General features: G+C 67.3%; 13 protein-coding genes. 6 read left to right on the top strand and 7 right to left on the bottom strand.

Going from position 1 to position 15,195, the window contains the following annotated elements; translation table 11 throughout:
• Window positions 1–49 precede the first annotated feature (49 nt).
• From ABZS43_RS04785 to ABZS43_RS04775, 3 genes are all read right to left on the bottom strand, one after another.
• Window positions 50–289 carry a hypothetical protein gene (locus tag ABZS43_RS04785; RefSeq protein WP_355034463.1) on the bottom strand — a complete coding sequence of 80 codons (240 nt, stop codon included), beginning with the start codon at window positions 287–289 and terminating at the stop codon, window positions 50–52.
• A 118-nt stretch (window positions 290–407) separates the two neighbouring features.
• Complete coding sequence (locus ABZS43_RS04780; RefSeq protein ID WP_355034462.1) at window positions 408–1,418, bottom strand: acyl-CoA dehydrogenase family protein; 1,011 nt, start codon at window positions 1,416–1,418, stop codon at window positions 408–410.
• Window positions 1,419–1,468: 50 nt separating this feature from the next.
• A complete protein-coding gene (locus tag ABZS43_RS04775; protein ID WP_355034461.1) occupies window positions 1,469–2,737 on the bottom strand; it encodes an ABC transporter permease in 1,269 nt (422 codons plus the stop codon).
• Between the two features lie 217 nt (window positions 2,738–2,954).
• Between ABZS43_RS04775 and purF the strand changes: the two genes are divergently transcribed.
• Together purF and purM are read left to right on the top strand one after the other, a co-directional pair.
• Window positions 2,955–4,559 carry an amidophosphoribosyltransferase gene (gene purF / locus ABZS43_RS04770; RefSeq protein ID WP_355034460.1) on the top strand — a complete coding sequence of 535 codons (1,605 nt, stop codon included), beginning with the start codon at window positions 2,955–2,957 and terminating at the stop codon, window positions 4,557–4,559.
• Between the two features lie 184 nt (window positions 4,560–4,743).
• Window positions 4,744–5,817 (top strand): phosphoribosylformylglycinamidine cyclo-ligase, encoded by a 1,074-nt coding sequence (gene purM / locus ABZS43_RS04765; protein ID WP_355034459.1) that lies wholly within the window; start codon window positions 4,744–4,746, stop codon window positions 5,815–5,817.
• A gap of 233 nt (window positions 5,818–6,050) precedes the next feature.
• On the opposite strand, the gene ABZS43_RS04760 is transcribed toward purM, so the two are convergent.
• From ABZS43_RS04760 to ABZS43_RS04745, 4 genes are all read right to left on the bottom strand, one after another.
• The gene (locus ABZS43_RS04760) at window positions 6,051–6,263 is read right to left on the bottom strand and encodes a DUF3073 domain-containing protein (RefSeq protein WP_355034458.1); all 213 of its coding nucleotides are present in this window, start codon (window positions 6,261–6,263) and stop codon (window positions 6,051–6,053) included.
• A gap of 171 nt (window positions 6,264–6,434) precedes the next feature.
• Window positions 6,435–7,385, bottom strand: a complete 951-nt coding sequence (locus ABZS43_RS04755; RefSeq protein ID WP_355034457.1) for an asparaginase — start codon at window positions 7,383–7,385, stop codon at window positions 6,435–6,437.
• On the bottom strand, window positions 7,385–8,083 hold the full coding sequence (locus ABZS43_RS04750) for an MOSC domain-containing protein (RefSeq protein ID WP_355034456.1): 699 nt from the start codon (window positions 8,081–8,083) through the stop codon (window positions 7,385–7,387). The genes ABZS43_RS04755 and ABZS43_RS04750 overlap by 1 nt, the downstream gene beginning before the upstream one ends.
• Before the next feature lie 117 nt (window positions 8,084–8,200).
• Window positions 8,201–9,325: a folate-binding protein gene (locus ABZS43_RS04745; protein ID WP_355034455.1), complete on the bottom strand. Its 1,125-nt coding sequence runs from the start codon at window positions 9,323–9,325 to the stop codon at window positions 8,201–8,203.
• 284 nt (window positions 9,326–9,609) lie between these two features.
• Between ABZS43_RS04745 and ABZS43_RS04740 the strand changes: the two genes are divergently transcribed.
• The 4 genes from ABZS43_RS04740 to ABZS43_RS04725 all read left to right on the top strand — a co-directional run bounded on the left by ABZS43_RS04740 (window position 9,610) and on the right by ABZS43_RS04725 (window position 15,183).
• Window positions 9,610–10,530, top strand: a complete 921-nt coding sequence (locus ABZS43_RS04740) for an aminodeoxychorismate lyase (RefSeq protein WP_355034454.1) — start codon at window positions 9,610–9,612, stop codon at window positions 10,528–10,530.
• 242 nt (window positions 10,531–10,772) lie between these two features.
• Window positions 10,773–12,269: a cytochrome ubiquinol oxidase subunit I gene (locus ABZS43_RS04735; protein ID WP_355034453.1), complete on the top strand. Its 1,497-nt coding sequence runs from the start codon at window positions 10,773–10,775 to the stop codon at window positions 12,267–12,269.
• A gap of 37 nt (window positions 12,270–12,306) precedes the next feature.
• A complete protein-coding gene (gene cydB / locus ABZS43_RS04730) occupies window positions 12,307–13,338 on the top strand; it encodes a cytochrome d ubiquinol oxidase subunit II (RefSeq protein WP_355034452.1) in 1,032 nt (343 codons plus the stop codon).
• A gap of 6 nt (window positions 13,339–13,344) precedes the next feature.
• Entirely contained in the window at window positions 13,345–15,183 is a 1,839-nt protein-coding gene (locus ABZS43_RS04725) for an ATP-binding cassette domain-containing protein (RefSeq protein ID WP_355034451.1), read from the top strand.
• Window positions 15,184–15,195 lie beyond the last annotated feature (12 nt).

Raw genomic sequence — 15,195 nt, 5'->3', positions numbered from 1 at the left:
GGCGAGCGGGTGCGGCGAACGCGCGGGAATTCCGGCGGACGCGATCGCCTCAGGCGGACAGTTCGACCGGCGCCTCGATAGTGCCGCCGCCCCCGTCGCGCGCGAGCACCCGCTCGGGCGTGAGGATCGCGGTTCTCGCCGTGCGCTGAACCGTCCCGCGCCACCGTGATCGAGTCCGGCCGACATCCGCGGGAGGGGAGAGTCCGACCCGGAGGGCGATCACACCGGGCGGCGCCTGCCCCGATCCGGGCACTGCCGGAAATATCGCTCCCGCGCTCCTGTCGACCATCGCCGCCACCTCTTCACCACCGCCGCGAGATCACGGTACGCAGCGATTCGGCCCGCGCGAAGCGTTCAGCGCAGCGTGATCGCAAGCATGGCAGGATCGCGCCGGTGCTGCGGAGGTGTCAGTGCGTCGCGCCCGGTCCGACGAGCCGGTCGAGCAGGGCGGTGCGAATCGGTGGACGAGATCCGAAGACCAGGGTGAAGGCCGCCTCGCGGACCGTGCGATCGGCGAGGCCGCCGCGCTGTGTCGCGGCACTGCCCACGGCGGTGACCAGCCCGGATGCCGCGCGCACGGCGAGTTCGGAGGCACGGGCGCGGGCGAGCGCGATATCGGCCTGCCCGCTCAGCGCGTCATCGAGTTCGGTACGGATGGTTGCGGATTCGCGCGCCAGTGCGGTGGTGTCGATGCCGAGGCGGTCCAATTCGGCACGGCAGCGGCGCACCAGGCCGAGCGCCATCGAACCGTTGCGCCAGACCGCGAGGATCGAGGACGCGTGGAAGCCGCGCAGCGAGATCCGGTTGTCGACATCGGAATCCGGCACGAACAGGCCGTCGAAACGCAGGGTCGCCGTGCGACTCGCGTCGGCCGCGGCCAGGGTCAACGGCGTCGCGACGAGGGCGGGGCTTTCCTGGGCCGGTACCAGCACGCTGATCAGCGCGTGCGGATCTTCGTCGTCGCGCGCCATGATCCCGAGCACGTCCACGATGCCCCAGCCGGTCACGAACGGCGCGACGCCCTCAAGCACGTAGCCGCCGTCCACTCGGCGGGCCACCAGGTCCGCCCGATCGTCGGCGCCCGCGTAACTCACCCCGCATCGCACCCTGCCGCGGCGCAGATCCTCGGTGAGCCTGTCTCTGAGACCGTGATTCGGCGAGGTGGCGATCCGGCGGGCGGCGCCGAGATGCTGCGCCCACACGAAGGTCGTGGCCAGGCAGGCGGCCACCAGGATCTCACCCACCTCGGTGAAGGTGGTGATGTCGAGATCGTCGGAGAGAGTGACGCCGTAGAACCCGTTGGCCGCGAGCAGGTCGAAATGTCCTGCGGGGATTTCGCCGGTGGCGTCGACCGCGTCGGCATGCGGCGCGAAGACTTCGTCCGACAGCTGCCGCGCGCGCTCGATCCACGAATTCACAACACTCTCCTGGGTTCTGAACCGGCGGCGGGCCGGTCCGGCTGCGCGAGTCAGGCGTGCGCGGTGGAGCCGCGCAGCAGACCCTTGTGATCGTAGTAGCGGGAGATCGTCGCGCCGAGAACCAGGCCGACGGCCAGTCCGAGTCCGGTCATCCAGACCGCGCGGCCGAGTCCGGAGTCGAAATCGGCGTTGAAATAGAAGATCGAGCGGATGCCGAGGAATACCTGGTGCATCGGTTCGAAAGTGGCCAGCCACCCGAAATACTTCGGCGTCGCCTCGATCGGGACCGTGCCGCCGGAGGAGGGCAGGCCGAGAATGATGAACAGGATCAGGTTCACCAGCAGACCCGCCGACCCGATCGCGGCGAGTATCGACAGCCCGGTGATACCCACCGCGAGGATGGCGAACGCGCCGTAGAGGAACAGCGCCAGCGGATTCTCGATCGGCATGCCGAGCAGGTGGGCGATGAGCATGTAGATCCCCGAGACGATATTCGCCACCAGCACCATCACGCCCCATTTGACGAACAGGGTGGTGAACCGCGAGATCGGTGTCGGCGGGTAGTGCACGAACCAGGGGCCGTATTCGGTCGGCACGAAGCCGAGGGCCGCGTCGACCATGGTGTGGATGGTCATCGAGCCGATCACGCCGGCCAGGAGTAACAGCAGCGCGTAGAAGAAGGCCGTCAGGCCCTCGCCGGTGCCGCTGGGCAGCGGGCGGAACTCGTCGACGACCAGTTGCAGCGGACTCCGCAGGGTCAGCAGGGTCGCGCCGGTCAGTTCCGTGGCGGATCCGCCACCGGGCGGGGGTCGCAGCTGGGCCTGTATCTGTTCGGTCAACTGCTTGCCGACCTGCTCGTTCACCTGAGGAAAGACCTTCGCGCCGATCCGGTTGACGATCGAGGTGGTGAAGGCCCCGGTTCGCGGATTGGTCTGCAGGGTGATGATCGGGCGCTCGATATCGGCGGGGATGACGCTCCCGACGCCGAGGATGCCGAGTCGCTTGGAGAAATCGCTCGGAATGATGATCGCGCCGTACACCTTGCCGGACTGCATCTGCTGTTCGGCTTCGTTGATGCCGAGCACCCGCAGATCGATCTCGTCCGAAGGGACGGCCCGCGCGATCCCGTCGGCCACTTGGCTGCCGAAATCGACGCGCTGCTGCTGACCCGGAGCGCCGAGGGTTTCGCCGACATCCTGGTTCACGAGCGCGATGGGGAAGTCGTGCAGGTTGCCTTCCGGGTCGACGACATAGGCCAGGTACATGATGCCGAGCAGCGTGGTCAGCAGGGTCAGCACGAGGAGGGGAGCTCCCACCATCCTGAGCCGGAAACGCGGCCTCGGCCTCGCGTTGTCTTCCCCCGCGTCGCTCCCGCTCCCGGTAGTGGTCACGGTCTCGGACGGTAACAGCTGAGGGGACCGGATTCGGGCAGCTTCGCCGGACGATTGCTGCCCGAAGTCGGTGGTGGTCATCGCCGATTCACTTTCACCCGTAGAATGAGCAATGCCCCCAGCCCGCCCGAACAGGGAGCAAACGGTGACCAACGCCGACATGCCGGTCGACAGCGAGTCTCTAACGTCCACCACCGCGATATCCGCAAGCCCGGACGTCGATGAGAACGAGCCACGTGAAGAGTGTGGCGTCTTCGGAGTGTGGGCGCCGAGCGAGGATGTGGCCAAGCTCACGTATTACGGTCTCTACGCGCTGCAACACCGTGGACAGGAGGCGGCTGGCATCGCCGTCTCCGACGGTTCGCAGATTCTCGTCTTCAAGGATCTCGGCCTGGTGAGCCAGGTTTTCGACGAGCAGACACTGGCCGCCATGCCGGGCCATATCGCCGTCGGCCACTGCCGCTACTCCACCACCGGTGGAGTGACCTGGGAAAATGCCCAGCCGATCTTCCGCACCACCGCCGTCGGTTCCGGGCTTGCCCTTGGACATAACGGAAATCTCGTGAATACCGCCGAATTGGCCGGTCGTGCGCGGGAACTCGGACTCACCGGGAAAGCGGTGTCGGCCGGTCGTACGCAGCCGGTCGGGGCCACCTCCGATTCCGACGTGGTGACCGCGCTGCTCGCGCACGCCTCGGCGGATTCCAGCATCGAACAGGCCGCCATGGAGCTGCTGCCGACGCTGAGGGGCGCCTTCTGCCTGACCTTCATGGATGAGCACACCCTCTACGCCGCACGCGATCCCCACGGTGTCCGCCCGCTCTGCCTGGGCCGGTTGGAGCGTGGCTGGGTCGTTGCCAGCGAAACCGCCGCCCTGGATATCGTCGGCGCGGCCTTCGTGCGCGAAATCGAACCGGGCGAACTCCTGGCGATCGACGCCGACGGCGTCCGATCGATGCGCTTCGCCAACCCCGAGCCCAAGGGCTGCGTTTTCGAATACGTCTACCTGGCCAGGCCCGACACCACGATCTCCGGCCGTTCGGTGCATTCAACCCGTGTCGAGATCGGCCGCCGCTTGGCCAAGGAACATCCGGTGGACGCCGACCTGGTGATCCCGGTTCCGGAATCCGGCACCCCGGCCGCCGTCGGCTACGCGCAGGGGTCCGGCGTGCCGTACGGGCAGGGCCTGATGAAGAACGCCTACGTCGGGCGCACCTTCATCCAGCCGAGCCAGACCATCCGCCAGCTCGGCATCAGGCTGAAGCTGAATCCGTTGCGCGAGGTGATCCGCGGCAAGCGGCTCATCGTCGTGGACGATTCCATCGTGCGCGGCAATACCCAGCGCGCGCTGATCCGGATGCTGCGCGAGTCGGGCGCGCTGGAAATCCACGTGCGCATCGCCTCGCCGCCGGTCAAGTGGCCGTGCTTCTACGGCATCGACTTCGCCTCGCGCGCCGAGCTGATCGCCAACGGTGCGGGCGCGCACGACAGTTACGAGGACATGATCGAAGGTGTGCGCCGCTCGATCGGCGCCGACACCCTCGGCTATATCTCCACCGACGGCATGATCGCCGCGACCGAACAGCCGCGTTCGCGCCTGTGCTGCGCGTGTTTCGACGGCGACTATCCGATCCCGCTGCCCGCCGAGGCGGCCATCGGGAAGAACGTGCTCGAAGGCGTACTCGCCGGACAGTCCGAAGCGATGCTGCTGGGCGAGAACGCGAACGCGAGCGCGCTGAGTCGTCCGTAGGCCGCGTTCCCGGACTGCCATCATGTTCGGCGCCGAACTGGCACAATGATTTCCTGGTCACGCACTCCGTGGCGTGGCTCTCATACACGATCGCCAGCCGCGGGGAGGCGAGGGAGTCGTTATCCGACTCCGGTAGCGTGAGCAGGCATCTATCCGCCGATTCGGTTTGGAGCTTTCCCCGAAAATGACTGAACAGACACCAAGCGGCGCCTCCTACGCCGCGGCAGGCGTGGACATCGAGGCCGGTGACCGCGCAGTCGAGTTGTTCGGACCATTGGCGAAGAAGGCCAGCCGTCCCGAGGTGCAGGGCGGACTTGGCGGATTCGCCGGACTGTTCGCGCTCAAGGGTGGTTACCGCGAGCCGCTGCTCGCCGCATCCACCGACGGTGTCGGCACCAAGATCGCGGTGGCGCAGGCGATGGACAAGCACGACACGGTCGGGCTCGATCTGGTCGCCATGGTCGTCGACGATCTGGTGGTCTGCGGCGCCGAACCGCTGTTCCTGCAGGACTACATCGCCATCGGCAAGGTCGTCCCGGAGAAGGTCGCCGAACTGGTCTCCGGAATCGCCGATGGTTGTATCAAGGCCGGTTGCGCGCTGCTCGGCGGCGAGACCGCCGAACACCCCGGCCTGATGGATCCCGACGATTACGATCTGTCCGCGACCGGTATCGGCGTGGTCGAGGCCGATTCGGTACTCGGACCGGACCGGGTGCGCCCCGGTGACGTCGTCATCGCCATGGGCTCCTCGGGTCTGCACTCCAACGGCTACAGCCTGGCGCGCAAGGTGCTGCTCGATATCGACCGTATGTCGCTGCTCGGGCACGTGGAGGAATTCGGCCGCACCCTCGGTGAGGAACTGCTCGAGCCGACCAGGATCTACGCCAAGGATTGCCTCGCCCTGATCGCCGAGACCGATGTGCGCACCTTCGCCCACGTCACCGGCGGCGGACTGGCGGCCAACCTGGCCAGGGTGCTGCCCGCCGGGATGGTCGCCGAACTGGATCGCGGCACCTGGAGCCCAGCCCCGGTCTTCAAGATGATCGCCCAGCGCGGCCGGGTGGACCGGATCGAGATGGAGAAGACCTTCAATATGGGCGTCGGCATGGTCGCCGTCGTCGCCCCCGAGGATGTCGATCGCGCCCTCGCGGTGCTGACCGCGCGGCATATCGAATGCTGGACCCTCGGCACGGTGAAGAAGGCCAAGGACGCCGACGCCCCGCGCGCGGTCCTGGTCGGCGAGCACCCGCGCTTCTGAGCCGAGAACGCGAAAAGAACCCCGTGGGTGCTGCCCACGGGGTTCTTCTTTGCTCGGATCGGCCAGAATCCGTTGTCCCCCAATGGAGACGGCAATATCACCATCGGTGTCCCGCACCTTGGATGCGGGACACCGATGTCGTACGGCAAGCCTCTCGGACGATGTCCGCGAAAACGGTGTCAACGTCTGAAGGGGGAGGCCCGTCGGCCTCCCCCTTCAGACGTGAATCCGAGTCAGCGGCGCCAGTCGTCGTAGTCGTCGTCCTCATCCCACCGGGATGAGGACGCGTCAGCATCGTGCTTATCGGACAGCACACCACGACTCAACTGGGAGTTGGGGCTGCCTGAAAGCTCGCGCTGAAGGCTCGCGAAGTCGGTCGGCGCTGAGCTGTACTTCAGCTCGCGTGCGACCTTGGTCTGCTTTGCCTTAGCCCGGCCACGGCCCATGGCTGACCCCCTCGCGTCACTGCGGGGCGGCCTGGGGTGTGTTGGCGGCCCCGTTCGAATTAATACTCTTCCTGACAGACACTTTAGCGTGTGTCCGGCGGTCGCGCTTCCAGGAGTGGGGGAAGAACTCCGGAACGGACGCCGTTTGCCCGGCTGTCGCCGTCGGAAGTGCTATTCGATGACGCCCGGGATGGCCCGGATCACCCCGACCCTCGCCCCGCCGCCGAGTACCGCGGGAGCTGCCAACGCGGCATGATCGTCGGTCCAGTCGATGCCCATGCGATGCAGAATCGCCAGCGTCAGGGGCATTCGCGCACGGTCGTGTCCGTCATCGATCTTGTACGCGAAGGCCCGGCCGTCCGGGAGCGCACCGGCGTGCACGCCGTCGGCGCCGATCTTGCAGAACAGTCCGGGTGTCGCCCGCATGGCCAGCAGATCCGGTCCGTCCGTGCCCGAAATCACTCGCGGATTGGCCCGAATCGCTTCGGCGACCCGGCGTTGCGCCGATTCCGGGGCGGCGGTGGCCATATTCGAGAAGGCGCGGGCCAGATTCACCAGCGAGACCGGGATGATCGGAAGTCCGCAGCCGTCGATGCCGAGATCGGTCTCGGGTTCACCGGTCAGCTCGATGACGGTCGCGATCACCGCCTGCTGGAGCGGGTGCTTCTGTTCGAGGTAGCCCCTGGTCGGCCAGCCGTTGATCGCGCAGGTGGCGAGCATGGCGGCATGTTTGCCCGAGCAGTTCATGAAGATCGAGCGCGGCGCGCCTGCCAGGGCCTCGGCGCGGGCCCGCTCCTCGAACGGATAGTCCGGCGGACATTCCAGGGCCGTCTCGTCGAATCCGAACCGATCGAGCAGTCGCCGTACCAGGGCGATGTGGTCGGCTTCGCCGAAATGCGATGCCGTCGCGATCGCCAGCTCCGCGTCGTCGACGGGATCGAAGCCGTTGCGCAGCAGGGTGACCGCCTGCATCGGCTTATTGGTCGAACGGGGGAAGATCGGCACGTGCACCTCACCGAGCGCGTGCGTCGGCTCGCCGTCCGCGTCGAGGATGACCACCGAGCCGCTGTGCACGCACTCCCGGAATCCGGAGCGGACCACTTCGACGAGTTCGACGCCCATCAGTTCGCTCCCGTCGTCAGCTGCCCGGCGCGCTGTCGCTCGGCGCGTCCGGCATTCGCGTGACGGCGAGCGTGGCGCTCGATCTGCATCCGCACGTCGTCGGAGATCGTCGGCTCCTCGGCGGACAGGATCGCGAGCAGATCCATATCCGCGCCGGTGAACAGGTCGCGGACGGTGACACCGTGTGCCGGGGTGTGCACCACCACGACCCGATCGCCGGCGCCGATCGATCCCTGCCGCAATACCCGCAGGTAGGCCCCGGTATCGCCGCGTAGAGCGAACCGTTTGACCCAGTGTCGCTCGCCGGACCAGTGTCCGAAGGTGGCGCACGGCACCCGGGGGGCGCTCACCTCGAACAGGGCGTCGCCGATCGCCCAGCGCGCGCCGAATACCGCGTCGCTGACCGCGAGGCCGCCGATGCGTAGATTCTCGCCGAACCAGCCTGCGGGCAACTCGCGTCCGAGTTCCTCACCCCAGCGGCGCGCGTCCTGTTCGGCGTAGGCGTATACCGCCTGGTGGACGCCGCCGTGGTATTCGGTGTCGCAGACGTGATCGCCTTCGATCCCGAGTCGGCCGACCGCGACCCGGCCCTGTCGTGGCCGCTTGTCGATGGCGGTCCTGCCGACGCGCGTCGGTACCTCGAGTTCGGCGTGGACGGTGCACACCGCGAGTACGCGGGGTGAGTCATCGGATGGCATCGGCTCGGTCCCTCTCGTCGCACGATGGCTGGGCGGGAGTGCTCGTCGTCGAGCGGGAAGTAGTCGAGCGGGGAGTAGTCGACCGTCGCGGATATTCCACCGCGGCGCATCGGGGGTTCATCGTCCGCGTAGCCGGTCGATGGCGAGTCTGCCCGCCTGCGGGGTGTCGTCGTCGGGCACCGAATCGGGATCGATCGCCGCGGCAGCGGTGCCGGCGGTGAGCGGGGTGTCGGCGGGAATGCTGCGTTTGACCAGGGCCAGCGCGATCGGGCCGAGTTCGTAGTGGTCGACGACGGTGCCGAGACGGCCGACCGTCCTGCCGCCTGCGGTGACATCGTCCCCCGGTGCCGGGCGCTCGTCGGCCGAACCGTCCAGATGCAGGAGTACGAGGTGGCGCGGCGGCTTCCCCAGATTGTGTACGCGGGCCACGGTCTCCTGTCCGCGGTAGCAGCCCTTGTCCAGGTGGACCGCGCCGAATTCGGTGACGCCGCCGATCCAGCGCGCTTCGTGCGGGATGGTGCGTTCGTCGGTGTCCAGGCCGATCCTCGGCCGTACCGCCGCGACGCGCAGTGCCTCGAAGGCCCACATGCCCGCGGGTTCGGCGCCCGCTTCGGTCAGCCGGGACCACCAGTCCGCCAGTCGCGCACGGGGGACGACCAGATCGAAGGAGTCGGCGCTCGGCCACGGCATGCGGCGCAGGAAGCCGCCGCCTTCGAGTGGCGCGGCCTCGTAGACGCCGGGCAACTCGCTCAGGCCCAGCGTTTCGGTCAACGCGGTCACCCGGGGGCCGAGCAGCGTCAGTACCGCGTGATCGCCCGCCTCGCGCGGTTGGGCATCGGCCCAGAAGACCATTCTGCTCAGGAAGGCCAGCAGTTCGGGCCCGCGATCGGCCTCGGTGTCGATCCACACCGTGGCATCCAGATCGGTGAGCACGAAATGGTGCAGCACCCGGCCGTTGAGATCGAGGTCGAGATTCTCCGCCGATCGCCGATCGCCGAGATTCGCGATGTGCTGACTGGTGATCGTGTGCAACCAGCTGAGCCGCTCGGCGCCGGTGATGCTCAGGACGAAGCGATGCGACCGATCCACGATCGCGACCCGCTCCGCGGCGGCCTTCTGTTCCCCGAACGGATCACCGTAATGCCAGGCGACCGCCTCATCGGGGGAACCGGGCGCACCCGGGACAGCACCCGAGACGGACAGGATGGGGCTGGGCACGACATCCACCGACACATCGACCACTGTAGGCGTCCGCGCGCGCGTCCGCTGAGAACCCCCTCCCACGCGGGCGAGCTCGGCGGCGCGAGCGCCGCGCACGGAGACATCCCGATATCGCGCGTGTCGAAACGACGAATCTCATATCTCGGTCGTATCCGCCACGCCGCCCGATGATTTCGCGGAAGACGGTGACTCGTCGATACCCGCCGATCGGTATACCGCCCCCGATGGCCCCTGTCGACGCGAATAACGCAGGGACTGTGTCCCGCCTGAAGACGTGGGCAGGCTCACTAGCCTACGCTCGACGCATGGTAGATCGGGTTCTTGTAACACTCGACGGCGTGGTCCGAGATGCGGACGCGCCGTTACTGTTTGCCGACGACATCGGGGTGCTGCGCGGCGATGGCGTCTTCGAGACGGTGCTTGTGCGCGGCGGTACCGCCTGCGCGATCGAATTCCACCTAGGAAGATTGCGGCGTTCGGCGCAGGCGCTCGACCTACCGGAACCCGAAACGAGCCGTTGGCGCGAGGCGGTGGAGACCGCTGCCAAGGAGTGGGGCTCCGACCGCGAGGGCATGATGCGGCTGGTGCTGACCCGTGGCCGCGATACCGAATTCTCGGGCGGGCGGTCCAGCGTCACCTCTGGCGATCTCGCCGCCGCGGTGCCCGTCCCCACGTCCTATGTGCTGGTGCTGCCGGTGCCGGAACGGGTGGAGCAGGCCAGGACCGAGGGCGTGAAGGTGGTGAGTCTGTCGCGGGGAATTTCGATCGATCTGGCGCAGGCCGCGCCGTGGCAGCTGCTCGGCGCGAAAACCCTGTCCTACGCGACGAATATGGCCGCGCTGCGTTTCGCGCATCGGATGGGCGCAGACGACGTGATCTTCACCAGTACCGAGAACCGGGTGCTGGAAGGTCCGCGCTCCACGGTGGTGATCGCGCGAGACAAGACGTTGCTCACCCCGCCCGCGAAGAACGGCGTGCTGCCAGGAGTCACCCAGCGCGCGCTGTACGTCGAAGCGGAGAAGGCGGGCTGGGAGTGCAAGTACAGCCAGTTGTTCACCGCCGATCTGCTCACGTGCGACAGCATTTGGCTGATGTCGAGTATCACGCTCGCGGCGCGGGTCAATTCGCTCGACGGTCTGCGCATGATGGCGCCGGATAACGCCGACGAGATCATCGAACTGGTCGACCGGGGTGTCGAGCGCGCGGGGGCCATCGGCGACTGGTGAACGCGCGGTGCGGGTCGGCCCCGGTCCGCACGGGAAACGGGGCTTGCGCGCGATGTGGGCGACGACACGGCTAATGGGTGGCGCGTCGTGAGTTGAAGCACGTTGCCCCTGCTGTCCTGCGGCCTATGCTTACTACGTCATGTCGTAGCTCGCCTGGAGGGTCGTATGAGCGAACGCAATCTGCGCAGGGTGTGTCCGCGTCCGGTACCTGTGCCCAACCCGTCCGACAGCGGGGCTCGGGCATGAGCGTCCTCGACCTCTCGCGCTGGCAATTCGGTATCACCACCGTCTACCACTTCATTTTCGTCCCGCTCACCATCGGACTCGCGCCGCTGGTCGCGGGCATGCAGACCGCGTGGGTCGTCACCGGCAAAGACCACTGGTACCGGCTGACCAAGTTCTTCGGCAAGCTGTTCCTGATCAACTTCGCGCTCGGCGTCGCGACCGGCATCGTGCAGGAATTCCAGTTCGGGATGAACTGGAGCGAATACTCCCGATTCGTCGGCGATGTCTTCGGCGCACCGCTGGCCCTGGAGGCGCTGGTCGCCTTCTTCCTCGAATCCACCTTCCTCGGACTGTGGATATTCGGCTGGTCCCGGCTGCCGAAACTGCTGCACCTGGCCACGATCTGGCTGGTCGCGATCGGGGTGAACGCCTCGGCCTATTTCATCGTCGCCGCCAATTCGTTCATGCAGCATCCGGTCGGCGCGCGATACAACCCGGAGCGCGGGCGAGCCGAACTGACCAGCATCTGGGAAGTCCTCACCAACAACACGACCCTGGCCGCCTTCCCGCACGTCGTCGCCGGTGCGTTCCTCACCGCGGGCACCTTCGTCGTTGGTATCGCCGGGTGGTGGATGGTGCGCAACGCCCGCAGCGGGGACGAAGTGAGACTGGCCGAGGCGCGCACGATGTGGCGTTCGGGCGGTCGCGCGGGCATGTGGGTGATCGTGATATCCGGCGTCGCGCTGTTCTTCACCGGCGATATCCAGGGCAAGCTGATGTTCGAACAGCAGCCGATGAAGATGGCCTCGGCGGAATCTCTGTGCCACACCGCGACGGATCCGGATTTCTCGGTGCTGACGGTGGGTACGCACAACAACTGCGACAGCGTCACCCATGTGATCGAAGTCCCCTACGTGCTGCCCTACCTCGCCGAAGGAAGATTCAGCGACGTCACCCTCGAGGGCGTCCAGGATCTGCAGCAGGCCTATGCCGAGAAATTCGGTCCGGGAGACTATCGGCCGAATCTGTTCGTCACCTACTGGTCGTTCCGCGCCATGATCGGACTCTCGGCGGGCGCGATCCTGCTGTGGCTCGTCGGCATGTGGCTGACCAGGGGCGGCCGGATCACCGATAAGCGCTGGTACTCGTGGCTGTGCCTGATCGCCATACCGACCCCGTTCCTGGCCAACAGCGCGGGCTGGGTGTTCACCGAGATGGGACGTCAGCCCTGGGTGGTCGTCCCGAATCCGACCGGCGACCCGAACCTGCGGCTGATGGTGCAGGACGGTGTCTCCGATCACGCGTCGGGCACGGTCATCGCCTCGCTGGTGGTTTTCACGCTGCTCTACGGCGCGCTCGCGGTGGTGTGGTTCTACCTCATGCGCCGGTACGTGATCGTCGGGCCAGAGGAACCGCCGATCACCGCCCCGCGCGGCGGCCCCGACGGTTCCGATGACACTCCGGGCAGCAGCGCGGAAGAACCTGCCGTCGAACAGCTTTCGTTCGCCTACTGATGCCGACCCCGCCCTGCCATCGTCCTAGGAGTCGATGATGAATTTGCAAGAGTTCTGGTTCCTGCTGATCGGCGTGCTGTTCACCGGTTACTTCGTCCTCGAGGGTTTCGATTTCGGCGTCGGCATGCTGATGCCGATCCTCGGCAGAAAAAGCGATACCCGAAGGCGCGTGGTGCTCAACACCATCGGACCGGTATGGGACGGCAACGAAGTCTGGTTGCTGACCGCGGGCGGTGCGATGTTCGCGGCCTTCCCCGAGTGGTACGCGAGTTTGTTCTCCGGTCTCTACCTGGCATTGCTGCTCGTACTCGTCGCCCTGATCGTGCGGATCTGCGCCATCGAATACCGCAGCAAGATCGATGACCCGCGCTGGCGCGGCTGGTGCGACGCCGGAATCGGAATCGGTTCCTGGGTGCCGGCGTTGGCGTGGGGCTGGGTCTTCGGCAATGTCGTGCACGGGGTGCCGCTGGAAGCGGACAAGAATATCGGCGGATCGGTCTGGGACCTGTTCGGGCCCTATGCCCTGCTCGGCGCCCTGACCACCGGATTGCTGTTCGCGTTGCACGGTGCGATCTTCATCAACCTCAAGACCGGCGGCGAGGTGCGCGCCGATTCGGTGCGCATCGCGCGCGTGCTGCTGGTCCCGACCGCGGTGGTCGTCGCCGCCTTCGGCATCTGGACCCAACTGGCCTACGGTACCGGCTGGACGTGGATTCCATTGGTGGCGGCCGTCATCGGGCTCGTCACGGTCGGGATCTCGGTTTTCGCCGGACGCGACGGCTGGGCGTTCACCGGCACGACCGTCACCATCGCCGCGGCTACCGTCCTGCTGTTCGGTTCGCTGTTCCCGAATGTGCTGCCCTCCACCATCAGCGACGCGTTCAGCCTCACCGTCGACAACGCCTCCTCCACGCCCTACACCCTGAAGGTGATGAGCTGGGCGGCGGTCATCGTCACCCCCGTCGTTCTGGCCTACCAGGGCTGGACCTACTGGGTGTTCCGCAAACGCATCACCGTCGAACAGATTCCCGCTCCCGTCGGCCTGCCGATGGGTCCGGCCGGGGACTGATCCGGCATGGCGCGTCCACCCGTCGACCCCCGCCTGTGGAAGTACGCCCGCTCGGCGCGCCCGTATCTGGCGCTGAGCGTGGGGCTTTCGGTGGTGATTACGATCTGCATCGTGGTCACCGCGGTCACGCTGGCGCGGGTGCTCGCCGGAGTCGTCACCGATCCCGGGCGGCGTGCGCTCGGCGGGTGGACGGTGGAACTGACGGTACTCGCGGCGGCTATCGCCCTGCGGGCGCTCGCCACCTGGATCCAGTCGCGGTCGGCGCACCGGGCGGGGGCGACGGTGGTGACGGAACTGGAAACCGCGGTCCTGGCCGCAGGCGCCGAACTCCCGCCGCGTGAACTCGACACTCGCCGAACCGAACTCGCGGTAGTCGTGAGCACCGGGCTGAGCGGGTTGCGCGCCTATCTCACCGGATACCTTCCCGCCCTGCTGCTGGCCTGCCTGGTTCCCCCGATCGTGCTGATCGTCATCGCCGTGCACGACCCGATCTCCGGTGCGATCGCCGTGGTGACGCTGCCGCTGATCCCGATCTTCATGATCCTCATCGGATACCTCACCCAGGGCCGCGCCGAAGCCACCCTGGCCGCGACGACAAGGCTGTCGGACCAGTTGCTCGACCTGTTCGCTGGGATGCCGACATTGCGGGCGCTCGGTCGCGAGAGCGGACCCGGCCTGGACAGACGATCTCGACCTCCGAACGCGGGAAACCCGGCGTCGGACGCCGAGAATGTCGGCTCCGGGCGCACCATGGAACACCGAGTCCAGGCTCTGGGCGACTCGCTGCGCCAACGCACCATGCGCGCGTTACGCATCGCGTTCCTGTCCTCCATGGTGCTGGAGATGCTCGCCACCCTGAGCGTCGCGCTGATCGCCGTCTCCATCGGCCTGCGACTGGTGTACGGGGGGATGAGTCTCTACGCGGGACTCGTCGCGCTCATCCTCGCCCCGGAGGTCTACCTGCCGTTGCGCACGGTCGGGGAGCGGTTCCATGCGGCACAGGACGGGATGGCGGCGGCGGATCGGGCATTCGCGGTCTTGGAGCCCCGGTCGGCGTCACCAACGCGAACTGGAATATCGACTGTCGCCGGCGATCCCCTCGCCGAGGGGATCGCGTCGGACGCCAGGGCCCGCACCTCGGCCCCGCTCATCGAGATCCGCGACCTCTCGGTCGGCGCCCGCCTCGGATCCGCGCCCGCCGACCTGTCCGCGGTGCTGCGGCCCGGCGCGGTCACGGTACTCGCCGGTCCGAACGGCAGCGGGAAATCCACTGCGCTCCAGGCGATCCTGGGCCTGATCGCACCCGATCGCGGCCGCGTCACCGTCGACGGGGTCGACGTCGGCGATCTGGATCCCGACACCTGGTGGTCGCGGGTCGCGTGGCTGCCGCAACGCCCGGTACTCGTTCCCGGCACCCTGCGCGCCAATCTGGAACTCTTCGGCGCTCGCACCACCGACACTTCGGCCAATGGCGCGGCGCGTGTTCTCGATGATATCGAATCCACGTGCGTCGCCACCGGATTCGACGCGGTCCTCGACGAATTGCCGCACCGATGGGATACCGTCGTCGGTGCCGGGGGCGTCGGCCTATCGCTCGGCCAACGCCAACGTCTCGCACTGACCCGCGTGCTGGCCGCCGACCGCGCCGTGCTCCTGCTCGACGAACCCACCGCCCACCTCGACCCCGAGACGGAGCTGACTGTCCTCACCGCCCTGCGCGAACGGGCGGCCGCGGGCGCGACGGTCGTTGTCGTCGGTCACCGCCCCACCGTCCTCGCCGCCGCGGATCACGTCGTCCACGTGCAAGCCACCGGCAGTGATGTCGGTATGGCGGTCGGCTCATGACCCGGATCGATG

Source organism: Nocardia sp. NPDC005366 (genome assembly GCF_040606855.1).
In the GTDB taxonomy this organism is placed as follows: Bacteria; Actinomycetota; Actinomycetes; order Mycobacteriales; family Mycobacteriaceae; genus Nocardia.
This window is presented reverse-complemented; position numbering and strand designations above follow the sequence as displayed.